Source organism: Acinetobacter sp. Tol 5, assembly GCF_019702905.1.
GTDB classification, from domain to species: domain Bacteria; phylum Pseudomonadota; class Gammaproteobacteria; order Pseudomonadales; family Moraxellaceae; genus Acinetobacter; species Acinetobacter bereziniae.
Map to the genome: position 1 here is coordinate 4449235 of NZ_AP024708.1, position 23230 is coordinate 4472464.

At 40.4% G+C, this 23230-nt stretch carries 20 protein-coding genes, 2 tRNA genes and 2 rRNA genes; 11 read left to right on the forward strand and 13 right to left on the reverse strand.

What is annotated here, in order from left to right:
- Positions 1–77 precede the first annotated feature (77 nt).
- The 4 genes from TOL5_RS20615 to TOL5_RS20630 all read right to left on the reverse strand — a co-directional run bounded on the left by TOL5_RS20615 (position 78) and on the right by TOL5_RS20630 (position 5120).
- A 23S ribosomal RNA gene (locus TOL5_RS20615) occupies positions 78–2968 on the reverse strand.
- Between the two features lie 357 nt (positions 2969–3325).
- A tRNA-Ala gene (locus tag TOL5_RS20620) sits at positions 3326–3401 on the reverse strand.
- Positions 3402–3445: 44 nt separating this feature from the next.
- Positions 3446–3522: transfer RNA gene (locus TOL5_RS20625), tRNA-Ile, on the reverse strand.
- A 59-nt stretch (positions 3523–3581) separates the two neighbouring features.
- A 16S ribosomal RNA gene (locus TOL5_RS20630) occupies positions 3582–5120 on the reverse strand.
- The 16S and 23S rRNA genes sit together here with 2 tRNA genes alongside, the layout of an rRNA operon.
- A gap of 167 nt (positions 5121–5287) precedes the next feature.
- Between TOL5_RS20630 and TOL5_RS20635 the strand changes: the two genes are divergently transcribed.
- Positions 5288–5614: a hypothetical protein gene (locus tag TOL5_RS20635; RefSeq protein ID WP_005034533.1), complete on the forward strand. Its 327-nt coding sequence runs from the start codon at positions 5288–5290 to the stop codon at positions 5612–5614.
- Between the two features lie 235 nt (positions 5615–5849).
- Here TOL5_RS20635 and TOL5_RS20640 read toward each other — a convergent pair whose 3' ends face one another.
- Positions 5850–6476: a TetR/AcrR family transcriptional regulator gene (locus tag TOL5_RS20640; protein ID WP_046759674.1), complete on the reverse strand. Its 627-nt coding sequence runs from the start codon at positions 6474–6476 to the stop codon at positions 5850–5852.
- Positions 6477–6562: 86 nt separating this feature from the next.
- On the opposite strand from TOL5_RS20640, the gene TOL5_RS20645 reads away from it, so the two are divergent.
- Complete coding sequence (locus TOL5_RS20645; protein WP_046759675.1) at positions 6563–7774, forward strand: oxygenase MpaB family protein; 1212 nt, start codon at positions 6563–6565, stop codon at positions 7772–7774.
- Between the two features lie 24 nt (positions 7775–7798).
- Here the strand turns inward: TOL5_RS20645 and TOL5_RS20650 are convergent, their stop codons facing one another.
- From TOL5_RS20650 to def, 5 genes are all read right to left on the reverse strand, one after another.
- A complete protein-coding gene (locus tag TOL5_RS20650; RefSeq protein ID WP_121775801.1) occupies positions 7799–8968 on the reverse strand; it encodes a hypothetical protein in 1170 nt (389 codons plus the stop codon).
- 94 nt (positions 8969–9062) lie between these two features.
- Positions 9063–9305: a DUF4199 domain-containing protein gene (locus tag TOL5_RS20655; RefSeq protein WP_121775802.1), complete on the reverse strand. Its 243-nt coding sequence runs from the start codon at positions 9303–9305 to the stop codon at positions 9063–9065.
- A 25-nt stretch (positions 9306–9330) separates the two neighbouring features.
- A complete protein-coding gene (locus tag TOL5_RS20660; protein WP_121775803.1) occupies positions 9331–11409 on the reverse strand; it encodes a TonB-dependent copper receptor in 2079 nt (692 codons plus the stop codon).
- A gap of 82 nt (positions 11410–11491) precedes the next feature.
- Entirely contained in the window at positions 11492–11995 is a 504-nt protein-coding gene (locus tag TOL5_RS20665; protein ID WP_370469256.1) for a DUF2946 family protein, read from the reverse strand.
- A gap of 68 nt (positions 11996–12063) precedes the next feature.
- Positions 12064–12594, reverse strand: a complete 531-nt coding sequence (gene def, locus TOL5_RS20670) for a peptide deformylase (protein ID WP_004831951.1) — start codon at positions 12592–12594, stop codon at positions 12064–12066.
- Between the two features lie 122 nt (positions 12595–12716).
- Between def and TOL5_RS20675 the strand changes: the two genes are divergently transcribed.
- From TOL5_RS20675 to TOL5_RS20685, 3 genes are read left to right on the forward strand one after another with little or no spacing between them, the layout of a single operon-like run.
- Positions 12717–13868, forward strand: a complete 1152-nt coding sequence (locus tag TOL5_RS20675) for a LysM peptidoglycan-binding domain-containing protein (protein ID WP_004831953.1) — start codon at positions 12717–12719, stop codon at positions 13866–13868.
- 23 nt (positions 13869–13891) lie between these two features.
- Positions 13892–15019: a DNA-processing protein DprA gene (gene dprA / locus TOL5_RS20680; RefSeq protein ID WP_058968562.1), complete on the forward strand. Its 1128-nt coding sequence runs from the start codon at positions 13892–13894 to the stop codon at positions 15017–15019.
- A gap of 47 nt (positions 15020–15066) precedes the next feature.
- Positions 15067–15636 (forward strand): L-threonylcarbamoyladenylate synthase, encoded by a 570-nt coding sequence (locus tag TOL5_RS20685; RefSeq protein WP_058968564.1) that lies wholly within the window; start codon positions 15067–15069, stop codon positions 15634–15636.
- 430 nt (positions 15637–16066) lie between these two features.
- Here the strand turns inward: TOL5_RS20685 and TOL5_RS20690 are convergent, their stop codons facing one another.
- Positions 16067–16966: a DMT family transporter gene (locus TOL5_RS20690; RefSeq protein WP_004831959.1), complete on the reverse strand. Its 900-nt coding sequence runs from the start codon at positions 16964–16966 to the stop codon at positions 16067–16069.
- A gap of 156 nt (positions 16967–17122) precedes the next feature.
- Positions 17123–17767 (reverse strand): TetR/AcrR family transcriptional regulator, encoded by a 645-nt coding sequence (locus TOL5_RS20695; RefSeq protein WP_121775804.1) that lies wholly within the window; start codon positions 17765–17767, stop codon positions 17123–17125.
- A 140-nt stretch (positions 17768–17907) separates the two neighbouring features.
- Between TOL5_RS20695 and TOL5_RS20700 the strand changes: the two genes are divergently transcribed.
- The 5 genes from TOL5_RS20700 to TOL5_RS20720 all read left to right on the forward strand — a co-directional run bounded on the left by TOL5_RS20700 (position 17908) and on the right by TOL5_RS20720 (position 22203).
- Entirely contained in the window at positions 17908–19152 is a 1245-nt protein-coding gene (locus tag TOL5_RS20700; protein ID WP_121775805.1) for an MFS transporter, read from the forward strand.
- Between the two features lie 11 nt (positions 19153–19163).
- Positions 19164–19910 carry a helix-turn-helix domain-containing protein gene (locus tag TOL5_RS20705; protein WP_005034555.1) on the forward strand — a complete coding sequence of 249 codons (747 nt, stop codon included), beginning with the start codon at positions 19164–19166 and terminating at the stop codon, positions 19908–19910.
- A gap of 183 nt (positions 19911–20093) precedes the next feature.
- Complete coding sequence (locus TOL5_RS20710; RefSeq protein ID WP_004831968.1) at positions 20094–20618, forward strand: hypothetical protein; 525 nt, start codon at positions 20094–20096, stop codon at positions 20616–20618.
- 153 nt (positions 20619–20771) lie between these two features.
- Entirely contained in the window at positions 20772–21317 is a 546-nt protein-coding gene (locus TOL5_RS20715; RefSeq protein WP_042086255.1) for a glutathione peroxidase, read from the forward strand.
- 277 nt (positions 21318–21594) lie between these two features.
- Positions 21595–22203 carry a hypothetical protein gene (locus TOL5_RS20720; protein ID WP_121774076.1) on the forward strand — a complete coding sequence of 203 codons (609 nt, stop codon included), beginning with the start codon at positions 21595–21597 and terminating at the stop codon, positions 22201–22203.
- Between the two features lie 21 nt (positions 22204–22224).
- Here the strand turns inward: TOL5_RS20720 and TOL5_RS20725 are convergent, their stop codons facing one another.
- Complete coding sequence (locus tag TOL5_RS20725; RefSeq protein WP_004831975.1) at positions 22225–22689, reverse strand: hypothetical protein; 465 nt, start codon at positions 22687–22689, stop codon at positions 22225–22227.
- A gap of 94 nt (positions 22690–22783) precedes the next feature.
- Here TOL5_RS20725 and TOL5_RS20730 point away from each other — a divergent pair, with 94 nt between their 5' ends.
- Positions 22784–23227 (forward strand): ATP-binding protein, encoded by a 444-nt coding sequence (locus TOL5_RS20730; protein ID WP_121774075.1) that lies wholly within the window; start codon positions 22784–22786, stop codon positions 23225–23227.
- Positions 23228–23230 lie beyond the last annotated feature (3 nt).

A 23230-nucleotide genomic window follows, 5' to 3' on the forward strand; every position in this document is an offset into this window, starting at 1 on the left:
AGCTTTACAACTAAATCAAGTATCTTTGATCTTTTATGAATCAAATGATGCTTCATATACAACTGCTTGGGTGTTGTATAGTCAAGCCTCACGAGCAATTAGTATTGGTCAGCTTCATGCGTCACCGCACTTCCACATCCAACCTATCAACGTCGTAGTCTTCAACGGCTCTTTAGAGGACATAAAGTCCTAGGGAAATCTTATCTTGAGGTAGGCTTCCCGCTTAGATGCTTTCAGCGGTTATCCCTTCCGAACATAGCTACCCGGCGATGCGACTGGCGTCACAACCGGTACACCAGAGGTTCGTCCACTCTGGTCCTCTCGTACTAGGAGCAGATCCTCTCAAATTTCCAACGCCCACGGTAGATAGGGACCGAACTGTCTCACGACGTTCTAAACCCAGCTCGCGTACCTCTTTAAATGGCGAACAGCCATACCCTTGGGACCTGCTTCAGCCCCAGGATGAGATGAGCCGACATCGAGGTGCCAAACACCGCCGTCGATATGAACTCTTGGGCGGTATCAGCCTGTTATCCCCAGAGTACCTTTTATCCGTTGAGCGATGGCCCTTCCATACAGAACCACCGGATCACTAAGACCTACTTTCGTACCTGCTCGACTTGTGGGTCTCGCAGTTAAGCGCGCTTTTGCCTTTATACTCTACGCGTGATTTCCGACCACGCTGAGCGCACCTTCGTACTCCTCCGTTACTCTTTAGGAGGAGACCGCCCCAGTCAAACTACCCACCAGACATGGTCCTCGTCCCGGATAACGGGACAGAGTTAGAACCTCAATATTACCAGGGTGGTATTTCAAGGATGGCTCCATAGCAACTGGCGTCGCTACTTCTAAGCCTCCCACCTATCCTACACAAGTAAGATCAAAGTTCAATGTCAAGCTGCAGTAAAGGTTCACGGGGTCTTTCCGTCTAGCCGCGGGTACACCGCATCTTCACGGCGATTTCGATTTCACTGAGCCTCTGCTGGAGACAGCGCCCCCATCATTATGCCATTCGTGCAGGTCGGAACTTACCCGACAAGGAATTTCGCTACCTTAGGACCGTTATAGTTACGGCCGCCGTTTACTGGGGCTTCGATCAAGAGCTTCGCTTACGCTAACCCCATCAATTAACCTTCCAGCACCGGGCAGGCATCACACCCTATACGTCCACTTTCGTGTTTGCAGAGTGCTATGTTTTTAATAAACAGTTGCAGGGGCCTGGTTTCTGTGGCTGCCAATAGCTCAAGGAGCAAGTCCTATCACCGTCAGCAGCGTACCTTCTCCCGAAGTTACGGTACCATTTTGCCTAGTTCCTTCAGCAGAGTTCTCTCAAGCGCTTTGGTCTACTCGACCTGACCACCTGTGTCGGTTTCGGGTACGATTCCTGTGTAACTGAAGCTTAGAGACTTTTCCTGGAAGCATAGTATCAGCCACTTCACGAGTAAACTCGCTTGCTATCAGTTCTCAGCATAGAGCACCCCGGATTTGCCTAAGATGCATGCCTACAACCTTTCACCTGGACAACCAACGCCAGGCTGACTTAACTTTCTCCGTCCTCTCATCGCATTACACAGAAGTATTGGAATATTAACCAATTTCCCATCGACTACGCCTCTCGGCCTCGCCTTAGGGGTCGACTCACCCAGCCCCGATTAACGTTGGACTGGAACCCTTGGTCTTTCAGCGAACGGGTTTTTCACCCGTTTTGTCGTTACTCACGTCAGCATTCGCACTTCTGATACCTCCAGCATGCTTCTCAACACACCTTCATCGGCTTACAGAACGCTCCCCTACCACGTATACAATGTATACATCCGCAGCTTCGGCATATAGTTTTAGCCCCGTTACATCTTCCGCGCAGGCCGACTCGACTAGTGAGCTATTACGCTTTCTTTAAAGGGTGGCTGCTTCTAAGCCAACCTCCTAGCTGTCTATGCCTTCCCACATCGTTTCCCACTTAACTATAATTTTGGGGCCTTAGCTGGCGGTCTGGATTGTTTTCCTCTTGACTACGGACGTTAGCACCCGCAGTCTGTCTCCCGGATAGTACTCATAGGTATTCGGAGTTTGCATCGGTTTGGTAAGTCGGGATGACCCCCTAGCCGAAACAGTGCTCTACCCCCTATGGTATTCGTCCGAGGCGCTACCTAAATAGCTTTCGGGGAGAACCAGCTATCACCGAGTTTGATTAGCCTTTCACCCCTATCCACAAGTCATCCCCTGGCTTTTCAACGACAGTGGGTTCGGTCCTCCAGTTAGTGTTACCCAACCTTCAACCTGCTCATGGATAGATCACCCGGTTTCGGGTCTATACCCAGCAACTAAACGCCCTATTAAGACTCGATTTCTCTACGGCTCCCCTATACGGTTAACCTTGCTACTGAATATAAGTCGCTGACCCATTATACAAAAGGTACGCAGTCACCAAACAAGTTGGCTCCCACTGCTTGTATGCATGCGGTTTCAGGATCTATTTCACTCCCCTCACAGGGGTTCTTTTCGCCTTTCCCTCACGGTACTGGTTCACTATCGGTCAGTCAGGAGTATTTAGCCTTGGAGGATGGTCCCCCCATATTCAGACAAGGTTTCACGTGCCTCGCCCTACTCGTCATCATTATATGTGCACTTTCGTGTACGGGACTATCACCCTCTACGGTAGCACTTCCCAGAGCTTTCCGCTAATACACATATAACTTAATGGGCTGATCCCCGTTCGCTCGCCGCTACTGAGGGAATCTCAATTGATTTCTTTTCCTAAGGGTACTGAGATGTTTCACTTCCCCTCGTTCGCCTCGCATGACTATGTATTCATCATGCGATACCTACCTTATGGTAAGTGGGTTTCCCCATTCAGAAATCTCCGGATCACAGGATATTTGCCGCCTCCCCGAAGCTTATCGCAGGCTATTACGTCTTTCTTCGCCTCTGACTGCCAAGGCATCCACCACATGCACTTAATTACTTGACTATACAACCCCAAACAGTCGTTAATCCCTACAAGGAGGATCAACAATGTGGATTTAACCACTTCTATTTGTTGCTTGTGAACTTAATCACTGTACAGCTTCAATTTAATTCATATACCAAAACGCTTGATTCAGTTTTATCGCTAGTTCTCATTTCACTCCACATTAACAATTGCTTGTTAAGCTTCATAAAACGAGTTAAACAATTATTTCAACTCAAATATATTCTGTTAATGATTCTCTACCGCCTCGTCAGCAAGTAGTTCACTGTGATAAATCACAGAAGTTAATAAACTCTATAAACTTCAGTTCATTAATTTCTATAATCAATCTTTTTTTATCAGGTAACTGCGTAGTAGTGGTGGAGACTAGGAGAGTCGAACTCCTGACCTCCTGCGTGCAAAGCAGGCGCTCTACCAACTAAGCTAAGTCCCCAGCTTAAGATCTTAATATATCTGCTCTTCTGTGTTCAGTAGACTTGGTGGGTCTGACAAGACTTGAACTTGTGACCCCACGCTTATCAAGCGTGTGCTCTAACCAACTGAGCTACAGACCCTCAGATACATCAATGAAGAACAACTTGTTGTGGATTCTTACCAATCGTCAATCTTTCGTTAAGGAGGTGATCCAGCCGCAGGTTCCCCTACGGCTACCTTGTTACGACTTCACCCCAGTCATCGGCCACACCGTGGTAAGCGTCCTCCTTACGGTTAGACTACCTACTTCTGGTGCAACAAACTCCCATGGTGTGACGGGCGGTGTGTACAAGGCCCGGGAACGTATTCACCGCGGCATTCTGATCCGCGATTACTAGCGATTCCGACTTCATGGAGTCGAGTTGCAGACTCCAATCCGGACTACGATCGGCTTTTTGAGATTAGCATCCTATCGCTAGGTAGCAACCCTTTGTACCGACCATTGTAGCACGTGTGTAGCCCTGGTCGTAAGGGCCATGATGACTTGACGTCGTCCCCGCCTTCCTCCAGTTTGTCACTGGCAGTATCCTTAAAGTTCCCATCCGAAATGCTGGCAAGTAAGGAAAAGGGTTGCGCTCGTTGCGGGACTTAACCCAACATCTCACGACACGAGCTGACGACAGCCATGCAGCACCTGTATGTAAGTTCCCGAAGGCACCAATCCATCTCTGGAAAGTTCTTACTATGTCAAGACCAGGTAAGGTTCTTCGCGTTGCATCGAATTAAACCACATGCTCCACCGCTTGTGCGGGCCCCCGTCAATTCATTTGAGTTTTAGTCTTGCGACCGTACTCCCCAGGCGGTCTACTTATCGCGTTAGCTGCGCCACTAAAGTCTCAAAGACCCCAACGGCTAGTAGACATCGTTTACGGCATGGACTACCAGGGTATCTAATCCTGTTTGCTCCCCATGCTTTCGTACCTCAGCGTCAGTATTAGGCCAGATGGCTGCCTTCGCCATCGGTATTCCTCCAGATCTCTACGCATTTCACCGCTACACCTGGAATTCTACCATCCTCTCCCATACTCTAGCTTCCCAGTATCGAATGCAATTCCCAAGTTAAGCTCGGGGATTTCACATCCGACTTAAAAAGCCGCCTACGCACGCTTTACGCCCAGTAAATCCGATTAACGCTCGCACCCTCTGTATTACCGCGGCTGCTGGCACAGAGTTAGCCGGTGCTTATTCTGCGAGTAACGTCCACTCATCTTGGGTATTAACCAAAAGAGCCTCCTCCTCGCTTAAAGTGCTTTACAACCATAAGGCCTTCTTCACACACGCGGCATGGCTGGATCAGGGTTCCCCCCATTGTCCAATATTCCCCACTGCTGCCTCCCGTAGGAGTCTGGGCCGTGTCTCAGTCCCAGTGTGGCGGATCATCCTCTCAGACCCGCTACAGATCGTCGCCTTGGTAGGCCTTTACCCCACCAACTAGCTAATCCGACTTAGGCTCATCTATTAACGCAAGGTCACAAGTGATCCCCTGCTTTCCCCCGTAGGGCGTATGCGGTATTAGCATCCCTTTCGAGATGTTGTCCCCCATTAATAGGCAGATTCCTAAGTATTACTCACCCGTCCGCCGCTAGGTCAATTACCGAAGCAACTTCCCCCGCTCGACTTGCATGTGTTAAGCCTGCCGCCAGCGTTCAATCTGAGCCATGATCAAACTCTTCAGTTAAAATCATTAGTGACTTAAGGTCACAATTCTGGCTCATCAATTACTGACAAATTCTCTCAAATAAACTTCGAGTAATTTAAACCAATCAATCAATGATAATATTTCGATCAATCAATCAGTAAAAATCCACACAAGTTGTTCTTCATATTCTCTTAATGATCTTCTTCATGCTTCGTCAGCATCAAGCTAGGTCGGCTATATTACTCTCTATCTCTAGAAAGTCAACTGTGATTTCAAATTATTTTTTAAACTTCCTTTCTAAAACCCAACTTAATCAATTCAACCAAGTCATTGTTTTATCAGAAGTTTTAATCTTCATCACCGCCGATGGATGTGCATTCTACAGCATTCCTAACCTAACACAACCCCCTTTTTTAATTATTTTCTTAATTTCGCTTTGTTTGCCTATTTATTCCCCTAAATCTGGCTTTTTTATTAAAAAAATGCATTTTTGGTTTAAAAAACACACAGTGAATATGATTTTAATTCGTTAGTCTCCTTGAGCACTCCTCTTCAGTTCAACAGCATCACTCGAATTTTCATCTCGATCATTATTATTTCTTGTTCTATACCTACCTATGAATCAAAATCACAATAATCTGCTGAATGACTATCTCTACTTACTCTACTTACATATGAGGACACGTGTGGAGATGGTGATAACCAAACAATCCGTTCTTTCACATATCTATTGACATTTTGGACTGACGTTTTGGTTCGCCTTTTATTTTAGGCTTGGCTTTGAGATTGCACGATGTTGGTGTCTTGTTCCAAATAAGCCAAGATCATTAAGGTCAGTTCTTTTTTAAGCTGTTGCTCTGAAATTAGAAAGTTATTATGGCTTACATAGCGCATCATGGTAAAAAGCGTACTGTTAATAATGACGAAAGACTTATTCTTAAGCACTTCAAAACTCCAATCCTTAAAAAAGCGACTGAATACATATAAGCCGACTTCATAGAAGTGCTTTTCTAAAACTTTTGCAGCTTCTGAATTGTTATAACCATGCCAATGTTTCAACACCTCTATAAAGAAACCACCATCAGCTTTCATCATGTCAAAACCGAATTGAATACTAAGCGGTATGATTTCATTTAAACTTAAACCTTCTTGGCTGATGGCAATTTGTTTAAGTGCAAGTCCGAGCTGCTCGCTTTTACGGCGCAGCAACTCCTGAACGATTTCTTCTTTATTGCCAAAATACTGATATATCGATCCGACACTGACACCTGATTTTTCAGAAATTTTAGGTGTGGTGACATTTAGCAAACCGTGTTCAGCAATACACAATTGTGTTGCTTCTAAAATGCTATCTACAACATTTCGAGCACGTTGTTGTTGGGGTTGTTTTCTCATTGGCATATTCATCCCGAAATGCGAATTGAATACGAATAATTATTCATATTAGAGTTTGACTAAACAATAATCAGGTCAAACGAAAAATGCAAACCTTAGTTAAGCCACAACGACTTGCACCCTATGAAAAAATGTCACGAACTAATCTCAAGACTAGAATTTTTCATTATTTTACAGAACAACCGCTACAGCCAAGTTATGCAGAGTATTTATCTTTAAACGATGCGCTACAAACGGGTGATAATGCAATGGATCAAGTTATGGATTGGGTCATGACCAACCCTAGACAAAATCGCAAGCTTTTTGAAACGGCGTTGTATCAAGGTTTAGATAAACTTCCTCATGATATTCCAGTGCTCACTGATTTTTTTAAAATTGTCGAGCATGCACCGAGTTGGCTGGATTCAGCCAAAATTGAAACAGCAATCAAATTCACGCATCGTTTAGGTTCCAATGGAACTTTTATCCTACGTGATCTCGCTTTAATGACAGGTTATCAATATCCTGGCTTTAACCAACCACTTATTCAGACTGGGGCTTTGCATAAATATGCAGGAAAACGTTTAGCAGAAACGCATAAGTGGTGGTTAGATGTCAATCAACTGAATAGCTTCTCACGTTTTAACGATGGCTTTACCTCGACGATTTATGTTCGGTTCATTCATTCTCTTGTACGTTATCAGTTGAATAAGTCAAAAGATTGGGATCACGAGATTTGGGGCACACCCATCAATCAATATGATCAAGCCATGACCAATATTGCCTTTAGTGCGGTACTTCTGATCGGTGTGAGAGCCATTGGTATTTTTCCAAGCAAAGCTGAGTGCGATGCCTTGATGCATTTTTGGAAGTACGCGGGTTGGTTAATGGGAATAGATGAAAAATGGTTAGTCAATAAAGAGTCTGAAGCGTGGAAATTATTACAGTGGATGAATTATGCGCATCCCAAAGTTGATGAAAGCAGCAAAGCTTTAGCCGTCAGTTTATCCAAAGAACCTTTTGAGCGGCACTATAAATATTTCAATAGATTTTTACAAAGAAAGGCTTATCAAAACCATTTAGACATTACTCAGTTTTTTATTGGGCAACGTAAAATGAAAAATCTAGGACTGAAACCGCGTACGCTGGCATGGTATCCATTGTATTTAATTGCTAAAAATACATTGGTTTATCGTGGCGCAAAACATATCCCTAAACTTGATCAATATTTGCAAGAAAGTGGTCGTGCCAAACAAGAATATGCCCTAAGCCTCTATCAAAATGCAGGAAAACAACTCGCGAGTATGCATCAGTCATGATTTGAAAAGTTAAGGTGTTCAGCCTTAACTTTGTTTTTCCAAGCGGTGTTTATAGATATTAAGTACAACATCACTAAATTCATTCAGCACATAGCGTGTCCATAAATCCGCATACCAATTCACTTCAGTTGATAAACGATAGTCGATCGTTAATACCATTTTCGTTTGCTGTGGGCTAATGGCTTCCAGTTGATAGTCTGTTGTTAACAAATTGAAATATGCTCCACCAATTTTCAAATGATCATCTAAAGATCCTTTGGGAAAGGATTCCTGATTAAAAACATAAGTCCAAGCCAACTGCGTTGGTGCATGAGACTGAGTGATTTTTTCTTGGAAATGAATACCGCGTTGCCAATAAATTTGACGAATCAAACCATTATCTGTTTGCTCAGTCATTCCAGAAATTGGTTTTGGAAAACCCATTAAAAAAATTGGACTAAATTTTATTTCGCTGGACTGAATCTGCTGGATATTATTAATCGATGCAAAAACATCTTGAATAGGTGCATTAACAATAATTTCTTGACGTGTTACACCATTATGATACTGAGAGAAATCAGGTAATAGTAACAAGCCTAGCAAAGGTAAAAGTACAATAGAGTAAACTTTATTATATGGCTTCCATAAACGTCGACATAAAAAATGCATGCATGTCGCACCTAAAGTCGAACAGAGTAAAAATATCGGCGCTGCCATGATCAGACAAATGCCACCCTCTCTTAAAATGACTACACCAACAACAATGATCCCGAATAAAATATAAATTTGCTGAAGAAATGTTTGTTTTAACGAATTTGGAGATTTTAAAGATTTCACATACTCCATGATCGCACCCAGACTAAAAGGTAAGAATAGTAGAAATGCCACTGTCAACATTTTTTCTGAACTTAAAGCAATCAGTGAGATGATTAAAAAATAACAAAGCACAATACAAAGCAAAGGTAACCAACGAATAAATGCTGTTCTTGCAGGATATTCCTGAAGAATTTTCATACTGGGTTGATGAAATACTCTACAAATTAATTTTCGATCAGGTTGTACAATGGTCTGATAAATACGAATTTCGTCAATTCCTTCAATTTTTAGTCGTTCTCTAAATATTTGTTCAAACGCTGTTGTCCACTCTTCCTCCGCGATGGAAACTTCGCCATATTGTTTAAAAATATCAAGATAAGCTTCTATTTTTTCATTCATTTCTAATTATCTTTACTGTTTGACCCTATTTTAAGTATCTGTAATTAAAAAGGAAGTCCTCAGACCTCCTTTTTATTTTAAGATTTTCACATCATCAATGATTATGCATTGGCTCTGAAGCTGAATGCTGCATATTTTGTATATCTTCATGACTCATCTTAGACATGTCGTGCTGTTCAGCCGTTTTCTGTTTTTGACTTGGCATATAGTCAGGTTCATTGGTAATCGCCAAATAGAAGATTCCCATGAAAATGCAGCTTAAAATAATTGCGATGACTAGCAACTTCCATCCCCAAAATGACTTTTCTGGCGATAATTTATTACTGTCGTTACTCATATGACATCCTCATATTTCGGTAAAATTAAAATTTCATGCTCACGCGCGCCCAATAGTTACGCCCAGTATTATTAAATTGCTGTGTGCCGACTTGACCATCAGCGCCAACACCTAACTTATTCAAATGTTCGGTATAGGTTTTATCGAATACATTATCGACACCAACAGACAAATTCAGATTTTTTTGAATGTTGTAAGAAGCATTTAGAGCCAAAGTCGTAAAGCCTTTGCTTTCACCTGTGTCATAACCCACAATATTACCTTGGTTTAGGCTAATACGATCTTGTTTTGCCACAGCACGCCATAACAATCCAAAAGAATATTGATCTTGTACATAACGTAAGTTTAAACGCCCTTCTAAAGGTGCAATTTGTGGTAATGCTTGATGTGTATCGGTATTTTCACCCCATGCATACATTGCACTAAGATCAGCTTGAATGGCATCAGTAAATTGGTAACCTACCCCAGCTTCTGCACCTGCAATGGTTGCATCGACATTTTTTGCACCCGCACTAAATGATGAACCATGACTATGCCCATCCATTCCAGCTTTCGGATGATTATGATAACTCAATAAAATAAAGTCATTAATCAACCCTGCATATGCTGATGTCCATGCGCTCAATGGACCATGTTGGTATTGATAACCAAGATCAAGCTGCAATGTTTTTTCCGTCTTGAGATCATTAAAAGTCGGTTTAGTCATGCCTGTATTGCCATGTGCTGTGCTAAATAATTCCCAATAATCTGGAACACGCTCAACATAACCTAAACCAATATAAGACTTGGCATTATGATCAGGATATTGGCTTTCTAAACGTATAAAGGCACTTGGCAATGTTTCTTTGCGTTGATCATTCAGTTTAAGTGCATCAATTTTAACTTGATCGACACGAGCACCTGTCACTAACTTATAAGCATCATTAAATTGATAGCCTAACTCGCCAAATGCACCATAAGATTGAAAACGCATATCTTCTTTAAATGCAACATTCATTGATGGCATCGTTGGCGATGACATACTGCCGCCATGTTTATTTAACTGAGAATCTATCCCAGTCATTAAACTCAGCTTATCCCATTCACTGGTCATGGCTAAACGACTATTTAGGGTACGGCGTGTGACTTGCATCGCCATTGGATTTGGCATTAGCATTTTCATACCACCATGTGTCATTTCAGCAAGTGGTGGAGTACGTAAAGTATAGTTATCCATAATATGGTCGTTATAACTATAATTAACCTGCCCTTCGAGTTTTTTAATCACAGGGCTCAGATTTTTTTTCTCAAAACGTAGACCAAGGCTTTCACGAGCAAACTGCGAGCCATCCATGGTTCGACCGGCATATTCAGCCTCACCATCTGCTTTACCGCCTGTTAGTTCAACCCAAGTATCCTCATTGGGTGTCCATCCCAGAGCCAAGTCCGTATTCCAGCGCTCCCAAGAAGATGGAACTTTATGACCATCACCATCTTCATAGCTATTGGATTCAGAACGGTTGGCATTGACACGTAAATATTTTTTACTGTCGCCAACAGCAGCTTCAATGTTGTGGTCCAAACGCCCAAAAGATCCGACCAAAACACTGGCTTGACCGAGATAGTTTTTCTCATCAGTCAATGTTGGTTTCTGACGCTCAAAAATGACAGTTGCTGCTGAACCTGTATTGGCATATTGAACGGTTTGTGGTCCTTTCACGACTGAAATTCGATCAAAGCTTTCAGGTTGAATATATGATGTTGGTGCATCCATTCGTGCAGGGCATGCGCCTAAGTTTTCTGTACCATCTGTCAATATTTTGATTCGTGTACCAAACATGCCACGGAACGTAACATCACCATTGGTTCCACCACTTTTAATGGCGTTAAAACCCGCGATACTTTGTAGATAGTCCGCACCATCTGTTGCAGGTACAGGCTGAATTGGCTGTTTAGGATCAGCATGAACAATCAATCCGTTGGCGTCATTATTGAGCTGAGCTGTCACAACAATCGGTGTGAGTTGAGCAGTTTCCTGCTGATCTTGAGCAAAAGCGGTTACTGAATAACAAGCGATAGAAATCGCAGCCGCTAAGGGCTGTAAAAAAAATTGAGGTTGAGCCATTTTCTTTCTCTTAAATCATAAATATGAGCTGCGACAAAGCAGCATCAGGACCTCGACAAAAAGATCCTAAAAAAGTTTTGATTTAAGCGAAAACGGGCGGAGCGCGTCCTTGAGGAAGTAAAAATAAGCGTTGCAGGACAAAATAAACATGTCGAAATGCTTTTTGAAATGCAACCAGACGTACTTGGATACGATCTAAGATTTCTTTGACTTCAAGTTCTGGAGGTAAAACCAGATTGCCATAGACTGTACAGTATTGGCATTGGTGACCTGCATCATGATGATGGCTTGTCTGTTCTTGTACAGCAGGCTCATGATGTGCCATCAGATGCTGATGACCCGAAGCCTCCTGCGTCAAAGAAGCCGAATGATGTTGATGATGAGTACTTTGTTGATGTTTCTCATAAAAGTGACTTTGCACTAAAGCTTGAGTAATAGTTTCACAGACCGGCGCAATTTGATATTGCTTCGGTAGCAAAGGCTGTAAAAATACAGCAATCTGTAAAAAAACTGCGGTGAAACCCAGCAGTAAACCTATTCTCAACAAAACGTTCGTCTCAACATTTTTCGAGCCAGAGTATAACAAAGCCCAAACAAAATTGGGCTTTGTATTGAAGAAAAATTCAAGAAACTTTTAACTTTCAATTCTCTATATCAACGTTTTGCAGGAACTTTCTGCTTTTCACGTTGACGCACGACTTTTTCAACTTTTTCACGTGCACGTTGACGCTTCAACGGAGATAAATAATCAACAAATAACTTACCGTTTAAGTGGTCCATTTCATGTTGAATACACACAGCCAATAATTCATCCGCTTCAAGCTCAAAAGCTTTACCATCAAGGTCAATTGCTTCGATTTTAACTCGTGACGGACGCTCAACTTTATCGTATATTTGGGGAACAGAAAGACATCCCTCTTCATAAGAGAATGTTTCTTCTGTAAGTGGTGTTATTTTGGGGTTAATGAACACCATAGGTTGGTCTTTATTTTCAGACAAATCCATGACGATAAGTTGAATATGTTGATCGACCTGTGTAGCAGCCAGACCAATACCTGGCGCTTCATACATGGTTTCAAACATGTCAGCTGCTAATTGACGAATTTCATCAGTTACAGCATCGACAGGTTTTGCAATGGTACGTAAACGGGGATCAGGAAAACTTAAAATTGGTAATAAGGCCATACTGTATCCTCTGTTGCTATGCCATTGATCTTAAAACTAAATGAAGAAATGCTTCATTAAAAAAATGTGTGTAATATGCGTATTATAACGCATATAGAGACATAATTTTAGGAATTATGATAATGAAAAAGGTTTTAACTGGCATAACAGGTTTTCATGCCAAGGGGTTCAAGAAACAGTTACTTGCTGTGACACTATGTTTAAGTGCAGGATTCACTTACATGGAAATGACACATGCAAGCCCAAATGTTAATCCACCTGCACTCAAATCCAGTGCACCCAATGTTTATGTGGTGAAACGTGGTGATACCTTATGGGATATCGCAGGGAAATTTTTAAGTAAGCCGTGGCGTTGGCCTGAAATCTGGGCAAGCAATAAACATGTTAAAAATCCACACTGGATTTATCCTGGCGATAAATTACTGTTATGTACTTTAGATGGTCGTCCATTAATCGGCGTGGATGAAGGTGATGGTTGTGATGGTATTATTCGTCGTCATCAAGGTGGAACATCTTTACGCCCTCAAGTACGTGTAGAGTCATTAAATAGTGCAATTTCGGTGATTCCTCTATCTGATATTCAACCGTGGCTAGAACACAGCATTGTCATCAGTCCTGAGTCTTTACAAAATATTCCTTATACCATTGGTGCTGCTGATAATCGTGTGATTACGGGCGCTGGTCAAACCGTATATGCACGCGGAAATGGCTTAGTGGTAGGTCAGCGTTATGGCATTTACCGCGAAGGTAAACCTTATATGTTCCTCAATGCGGAAGGTAAAAAGTTTAATGCGGGACTGGAGTTATCTGAAGTTGCTTCAGCAATCGCAACGGCAGGTGAAAATGATGTCACTACACTTGAATTGACCAAGAGCTACAATGCAGAAGTTCGTAAAGGTGATTATGTTCTTCCTAGCTATGATGCAGAACTACCGAGCTTGTTCTATCCAACCACCACTAATGAAGTGAGTACTGGTGGTAAAGTGGTGCGTGTCCAAGGTTCGATTGGTACAGCAGCACAACACAGTGTAGTCACTATTGATCGCGGTAACTTACAAGGTGCGAAACCTGGACAAGTATTTAGTATTTATCAACAAGGTGAAGTTGTTCGTGATCCAAAAACCAAGGAATCGGTAAAATTACCAAGTCAGCAAATTGGTACACTGATGATTTTTAAAAGCTTTGATCATCTGAGTTATGCTTATATTTTAGAAAGCAACTTACCGATTAAAATAGGTGCTGAGATCAAACCACCTGCGATTACAGATCAGTGATTTTTCAGTAGTGTAATGTAAATATGTTGAATCAAATACCCGATCATCAATTGAATGCCATTCAACTTTGGTATTTGGTTCAACACTCAACCAGCGCCTTCCGTAAGCTAGAGAGTTATTTTGGTTCTATTGCAAAAGCGGTAGCTCCAGAAAGCTTACCCCGTTGGTCTGAACTTAAAATTCATAAAAATCATATCGAGCGAGCCAATGTCTTTGTAACAGCACAAGGACAATCCCAATTTAAAATATGCTTAGATAAAATCCAACAACATAGTGATTTTATTCTGTTAGATACCGATTCAAATTACCCACAACAACTGCTTCCTTATCAAAACCATCCTCCAATTTTATTTGGAAAAGGGTCTTCACAAAACTTGAGTCAACCTCAGATTGCAATTGTCGGTAGTCGAAAAGCCAGTCCGCATGGAAAACAAGTGGCATATGATTTTGCTTATTATTTAAGTGAAAAAGGCTTTTTTATTACCAGCGGGTTAGCGCAAGGAATTGATGAAGCTGCACATATGGGTGGTCTCAAAAACCAGCGAACCATTGCTGTGATTGGTACAGGGTTAGATTTAGTTTATCCAAGCCAAAATCGAAAGTTACAAGAGCAAATTTTACAAAATTCTGGAAGCATCATCAGTGAGTATCTTCCAGAGACTCAGCCTATTTCACGTAATTTTCCTTATCGAAATCGTATTGTGAGCGGTTTAAGTCTAGGTGTTCTTGTCGCAGAAGCACAATTGGGTAGCGGCTCATTAATTACCGCTCAAACGGCGGCTGAGCAAGGTAAAATTATTTTTGCCATTCCTGGGCATATCTATGGAGAACACCACCAAGGTTGCCATCAACTCATTCGTGAGGGTGCAATCCTTGTTGACCATCCTGAACAAATTGTGGAAGATTTAGCTCTACCCACCCAATGGCAATGTACACAGCAAGCTGAAACCAACTCACAGCACCCTGAAATTCCTGAACATTTATTCCAACTCTACCAATTACTAGATTGGATTGGGCAAGACCTAGATACATTGGCTCAAAAATCCAAACTCAACACCGCACAATTAACCAGTTATTTGATGGAATTAGAACTGTTGGGACTGTGCATTCAACAATCTGGACTATACTTACGTTGCCGAGTCAGCTATTAAGGTTCACAATAGCCTTCTATTTTTTCGAACTGACAAGGTGAACATCAATGATTACAACCTCAGTTGCTGAAGCTGCACAAATTCTTCAACAAGGTAAAGTATTGGCTTATCCAACAGAGGCGGTATGGGGTCTAGGTTGCGACCCATTTAATGAACACGCATTTTTAGAAATTCTTAGGCTCAAGCAACGCCCTATTGAAAAAGGGGTCATCTTACTGGCAGGTCAGCTTTCGCAAGTTGAACATCTACTAACAAATGTAGACTCAAGTATTCGTGAACAAATTATACAATCTTGGACTCAACGTTCTCACACGGAACGAGCGACAACATGGTTACTTCCAGCAGACGAACGGATTCCACAATGGATCAAAGGTCAACATACACAAGTCGCTGTTCGAGTCACCAATCACCCATTATGTACAGCTTTGTGCAATGCATTTAATGGTTTTATTGTTTCAACCAGCGCCAATCCTGCAAGTTTAACACCAGCTCGCTCACTACAAGAAGCCAGTCACTATTTTGGCTCAGAATTGAATTATTTAAATGGTGATTTAGGTTTAAGCCGAGAGCCAAGCAAAATTATTGATGCCTCAACTGGGCAAATCATTCGTGATTAATCAGAAATATCTCAATCAAAAAGTCATCTTTTGTGAAAATTGACATTAAAAAAAGCAAAAAAAAACTCAGCCATATATAGGGTTGGCTGAGTATAAAAAAGGATGCGGTTAATCACATCCAGAGGGTATGATGAATTTGATAAATACAGTGTAAGCCAGTTTCATTAAGAAATTCTTAATTGGCTCGATGAAAAATATTATCCTATAAATATTTTTCGAATACAAACATATTATTCCGCCTATTTTTTAATCATACTTTATAATCACCAATTGACTACAAACTCGCAATATATTTAAGTAGTTAAATTTATTTTATTATTTAAGATTTTAAACGCTAAATTCTTAATTAAAAATAATTTTTGAGTGAATTTAATACTGAATCAGAACACAAAATAGTTGATTAATCGTATAAATTTCACTCGTTTTAAATTTAAGACGCAGAAATAGATTTACTTTTTTTGACACTATGTGACTTTTTTTGTGCCAAAGCAATACCGACTAAAATGATGATCCCACCAATTGTATGATAAATCGTCCAATCTTCATGTAACCAAAAATAAGCAATAATGGCGGTAAATACAGGCATTAAGTTCATAAAAATACTGGTTCGATTTGGACCCAAATATTGAACCGCCATCATCCAAAGTAAAGGTGCGATCAGGGATGGGAATGCACCTGCATACAGCACACTGGCAACATTACTCGCATTTATCGTATCGATCCCTAAATAAAATACAAAAGGTAAGTGATAAATCAAAGTAAATGCGATTTGTACATATAGACTCAGGAGTAAGGGCACTTTTAATTGCCATTTCTTTAAAAATACGCCATAAAAGGCATAAAAGAACACAGCTAAGACCATGATCAGATCACCAGAATGACCTGCCAATTGAGTCAAATTAGCAAAATCTCCACGCCCGATCACATACACTAATCCTGCAAAAGACAATATGCTCCCGATCACTGCATAGCGATTTGGAATTTCACGCAACAACATCATCGATACCAGTATCGTAAATACTGGAATAAAGGCATTGATAATCCCCATATTCGTTGCAGTGGTGTAATGCGCCGCACTATATGCCAAACCTTGGTACAAGAACATCCCAAAAGCACTCAGTACGGCAAATTGAACAAAGTGTTGACGGATTAAATCCCGTTGCTGCCAGACCTTAGACAACATAAAAGGAGTCAAAAGGATAAATGCCACCAACCAGCGATAAAAACTAATACTGACAGGTGAAATATAATCTGTGACATAACGTGTCACTGCAATATTGAGTGACCAGATCAAGACAGCGATAATGGGTAAACTGACTGCCCACCACATGGGTTTCGTGTTGGTGTACATAACTTCCACTATTCATGAGAACTTGCAAGAATTATCAATGAAGTCTGAATCAATTTAAATATGGCATTTCAGACATCTATAGGGTTTTTCAGACAAATCACTGTGAGATATTGATATTACTGAAAATTCTCAAACCTAAAATAAGTCCCAAGTCTTTATTGCCAGTGCCACCACATTTTGCAACTGTTTTAACCCCACACCATCACGAGCTTGCATGGTTAAACCTTGGATCACCGTAGAATAATAATCTGCCATCGCTTGTAAATCAGCTTGTGGATTTAGATCACCCTCTTTTATCCCTTGCTCTAAGCGTTGATAAATTCTTTCTTTGACTTGCTGTCTTTTGAGTAATAAATCATGTTGAATTGGCGCATGTTCTTGAGAACAATTGATGGTTGCTGTCACCAACATACAGCCTGTTGGTTTATTCTGTTGAACAAGTTTTTTAAGATTTTCATGCAGATAAAGTTCAATCGCAATTTTTGCCGTCTTGGCTTGTTGAAAAATAATATCTAGTGAACAAGCCTCATGTTTTAAGTAATAGGCTAAACAGGCATAAAAAAACTGTGATTTATCACCAAAACTACTGTAAATACTCGGTGCAGTAAGATTGAGTGCTTTGGTTAAATCACTCATCGATGTCGCCTCATAGCCAAATTCCCAGAACAACAACATCGCTTTGTGCAATGCCTGTTGCTCATCAAAACATTTGGGGCGACCACGTCCGCGTTTAATCACCTGTTTTTCCGCGACTAAATCATGCTCTTCAGAATCCGCCATAATCTTCACACATATTTTTATAACAAACATTATTAAATTAATTGACAGCTAAGAATTAATCAAATATTTTATTTTTATAACGATCGCTAATCAATTAAAACTCCCTATCACATTCTCATGCTTTCATCAGGACTATATTCATGAACATGATGCAATCAGAAATTTCGCAACAACCTTCATCAGAGGTTGCCCCCAGTAATCAAGGCAGTTGGCTAGCACTGCTCACCGTTGCTATCACTGCTTTCGCTTTGGTCACCAGCGAATTCCTTCCTATTGGTGTTCTGAATAGTATTTCTACAGATTTGCATGTCTCTGTGGGTACAGCAGGGTTAATGATTACATTACCAGGCATCATGGCAGCCTTAGCGGCTCCATTGTTACCCGTACTGGTAAAAAATTTAGATCGACGTTATTTGCTACTCGCCCTTGCTGCAACCATGGTTATTGCCAATGCCATTACTGCAATTGCACCGAATTTTGAAATTTTATTAATCAGCCGCTTTATTCTTGGTTTTGCCATTGGTGGCTTCTGGGCCACTGCCATTGCTTTAAGTGGTCGTTTAGCTCCGAGACACCTGCCTATTGCCAAAGCAACAGCGACGGTTATGGCTGGTGTAACTTTAGCGACTGTACTTGGTGTACCAATTGGCACATGGCTCAGTGATGCTTATGGTTGGCGTACATCATTTGCCATTACTGCTGTCATTGGATTTATTGTGTTGTTGCTGGGTGTCAAATTTATCCCGAGTCTAAAGCCAGAATCAGCCATCCATTTTAAAGACTTACCTGCTCTATTAAGAATCAATAAAGCCAGACAAGGTTTAATTATTATCTTATTGATTGGTTTAGCTCACTTTTCTTCATTTAGTTATCTCACACCATTTTTCAAAAATTCAGCAGGTTTTGATAATGCAACCATCAGTTCACTCTTGTTACTATTTGGTGTAGCTGGCGTATTTGGGAATGCGTTTGCGGGTTACAGTGGTAACTTAAATGTTCGCTATACTTTTGCCTTTGTCGCAATTTGTTTTGGAATTGTGTTCTTCGGCTTCCCACTCTTGGCAATTCAACCGATTGGTGCATTTATTCTGACTGTGCTGTGGGGTTTTGCATTTGGTGCGTTTCCAACAACAGCCAATATATGGATGTTTTTACATGCGCCTCATGCAGTTGAAAAAGGCATGCCTTTATTTGTTGGTTTTTTCCAAGTGATGATTGCAACAGGTGCTTTGATCGGCGGCTATATTGTTGATCATTTTAATGCCAACATTTTATTGTATAGTGTACTTAGCTTTATTCTTTTAGCCTTTATTTCAATTTTCACTTTGAGTCGAGGCTTAAATAATCCAAAAACTGAAACCAATGCTATGCAATGTGAGAGTTAAAACTTTTAACCATGTATTCCAATCTGATTTCCGTAGAAGAATTTTTCTATCAGAAACATGATGTCGTCACCCCTCATTGTAATTTATGGGGTGACTTCAATTTAAGCCTAAATGGTACTTTAGAGCTGACAGTTGCAGATCAAACTTATTTATCACCGCCCAGTTATGGTTTATGGATTCCCCCGCAAACTGAACATTGCTGTACAGCGGTCGATGATTTATTAACACATTATATTTGTATCCGTCTTCATCCGCAGCTTTGCCAACAGTTGTCAAGCAACACACAAACATTAAGTATTCGACCATTTTTGCGCCATACCATTGAAGAAATTTTGGATCAGCAAAAGCAAGGGATTCCTTCTCCAACATATCATCAACACCTATTACAACTGTTGGTTGATCAAATTCAAAATAGCCCCTGTTATGAACACTATTTACCGCAAACAAATCATCCCATTTTAAAGCCAATTCTTGAACAGCTTTCAGATACCCAGCAATTTAACCGCGGTTTACAGGAAATCTTAGATAGCTTTCAGATTACTGAACGACACGCACTTCGACTCAGCCAAGATTCACTAAAACTGTCTCTGTCTGAATGGCGCAATCGTGCCAAAATCATTCATGCTATTTCACTGATTCAACAAGGTTTTTCAGTGAAAAAAATCAGCCTAGAATTGGGATACCAACACACTTCTAGCTTTATTGAATTTTTTAAACGTTATACACAGCAGACACCTGCCCAGATGCGAAATATTTAGATTAGGACCTCTTTTGAGTGACAATTTTCACTTTATTGCTAAGCTTATGTACAAAAATACTATAGAAAATTGCCTTAAAATTGTGCATTTTGCATCTTATGCTCAAAATTAAGCATATAACTTTATGAATATGTAGACTTAGGGTCAGGTTCTTAAGAATTTTAAATAATGAAGGGTTTTATAATGAAAAAATTACTACTTGCTACGCTATGTGCTTCAGCATTGGCTTTAACTGCGTGTGACAAAAAACCAGCAGATGCTGCGTCTGGCACAGACAGCAAACCAGCTGCTGCGGCTGTTTCACTCAGCACCAACAATGCAGCGGATATCAAAAGTGACTTAACTGCACTTCAAACAATGTCTACAGCGAAAGCAAAAGAAGCATTAAACTTCCAAACTGAAGTTATGCAAGCTGCTCAAAAAGGTGATAAAGATGCGCTGAAAGGCGTTGTTGATAAAATGAAAACTTATGTTGATGGCTTCAACAAAGACCTTGATGGTTTAGCACTTAAGAGTACTGAAGTTGCATCAGTACGTGACAAAATGAAAGAATCAAACAACCTAGGCGTTGAAATGTCTGAAGCTGGTTTAGCAAGTTCACCAGATCCACAAAAAATTATGGAACTTCAAAAGAAAGGTACTGAGTTACAGCAAAGCCTGTTAACTGAAATGCAAGCGCTTCAAACGAAAGCCAATGCTGCACCATAATCAATTCAATTTGATTCATGCTAAAAGCAGGTCTCTTGATCTGCTTTTTTTATTTGCACTTAGATACAAATGCAACTTGCCGAAATCATGCAATATCGTTAAAACATTAAACATATTTTTCTACTTGAAGACTTAATGTTTAAGGATAAAGCCATGAGCAATTCTGTATACGATATTCCAGTCAATACCATCAAAGGTGAGCCAGTTACCTTGAATCAATATCAAGGTAAAGTCCTGTTAATTGTCAATGTTGCTTCTAAATGTGGGCTAACGCCACAATATGAGGGGCTTGAAAAACTTTATACCGAAAAAAAAGAGCAAGGATTTGAAGTTTTAGGCTTTCCTGCAAATAACTTTCTTGCTCAAGAACCCGGTAGCAATGATGAGATCGAGCAATTTTGTTCATTGACCTACAATGTCGACTTCCCACTTTTTGCAAAAATTTCTGTGGCTGGCGATGACAAGCACCCGCTCTATGATACTTTAATTCATTCAATTCCAGAGCGAATTGGTGAAGGTCCATGGTGGAAAGATTTAGTCGATTACGGTTTAACGCCAAATCCTAAACCAGAAGTGCTTTGGAACTTTGAGAAGTTCTTAATTGGAAAAAATGGTGAAATTGTGGCACGTTTTGCACCAGATATTACTGCTGATGACCCACGCATCACTTCAGCAATCGAAGCTGAATTGGCTAAATAACAACACAACTTTAAATAACTGCGCAACTTGATACTAAACATCGTAAATTGATGCTCTAAAGACTTTAGCCTCATTTTATAGAACATTCGATACTCACGATTAAATAAGCGTACGAGTGCAACCATTGCACTCGTATTTGACTCTTTTAAAGAATTGAATGGTTCACGTTACAGTCTGTATGCCCTTTGCAACAATCCTCAATCTCTACATTTTTGCATCCTATATTCACTACATAGCCCATCAAATGAATTGCCCATCAAATGAATTTTGGATTTCAATGAAAAAGTTACTACAAGGTGCTGTTTTACCATTTATTATTTTTACTTCAGGCATTTTACTTTTGGGCTGTAATCAACCCGCTGAACAATCACGTCAACAACAAGACACTCAACAGACTGAATCAACTCAAGCATCTGATTCAGCACTTGAGCAAAAATCAGAAGTGACCCATAAAAGCGCTGAGGATTTAAAATCGGGTAACCTGTTTTATATCGCTCGCGATGTCGCCGATGTTCAATTAAAAACGGGTGATTATATTGAGAAACTGCAACAGACTCAGTCTGATTTGCAACAAGCTGTTCAATCTAAAGATCATGTTGTCTTACAACAAACTGTAAAAGATCTGAGTCGAGAGCTACAGGGCTTTAACACTGCTTTAATTTCCCTAGATCTAAAAAGTCAGGAAATTGATGGCTTACGCCAGCAAGTTTTACAGAGTAATCAGCAACTTCTTAACTCTGCACTTTTAAATGGCGACTTGGATATTTCAAAAGTTGATTTCAAGAAAATTGAACAGCAAATGAATAATATTCAGATGGATATGCTTAAACTTGCCAGTATGATGATTCCCAACTCAAAAGATACAGCTTCTTCTGAACAAAGTTGATCCGACATCTGATTGATTAATTTAGATAGGCTTTGCAACATTACATGACGGATCTTGTCCTAATGCTCGTTTTGCATCAAGTTTAAAACGTGCTTGAGCAGATTTATAACCTACTGGTAAGAATAGTGTTAGTCGGGTTCTATTCTTACCAATAGATTCCACCAGAGTTTTTGATAAATAGGCTCCACCCTCTGTACGTGCGAATAAAGTCCCCATTTCCAGATCTTGTTCTAATTTATTGTCAGTAAATACAAACTCATGTTCACCAGTAAAAGCAACACATTGACCATATGCCATTTTTAAATTTTTAAAGGCAATAATATAATCAATATTCAACTCCGTTTCCAAACCATTATTGACTGAATTTGCCACCAAATTGGCTTCAGTGGGTAGGTTCGGTGTGGTGACAAACTGACTTTGACATGCACTCAGACTGCCGAAAATAAATACGGAAAATATAGAGCGAAATTGAATATATTTTTTCATTTTAGATTTATAAGCGTTCTCAACATTGAATCAATTGTAGCAAAATTCATAAACATGGTTTAATACGGAATTCATCGTATTTTTGTAGTGTTTCATGCAACTGATTCTATTCACAGGTGTACAAGCTTCTGGTAAATCAACATTTTATCAACACTATTTTTACCATACGCATTTACGTATCAATTTAGATATGCTGAAAACAAGGCATCGTGAGAATATGATCTTTGAAGCAGCGTTGGCTTCAAAAACCAAAATTGTGATCGACAATACCAACATGCGCCAGATAGATCGCGCCCGTTATATTCAACGTGCCAAAGCTGTAGGTTTTCAAGTTATTTCTTATTATTTTGAAACAGACCTCGACAGTACTTTACAGCGTAATGCTCAACGCTCAGGTAAAGCCAATATTCCCGAAAAGGGAGTAAAAGCGACCTTTTATAAACTTGAAATTCCCAAAATTTCTGAAGGCTTTGATACGTTATTTAAAGTAAAACTCATTCCAAACGATGGTTTTGCAATTCAGCCTGTTGATCTATAAAAA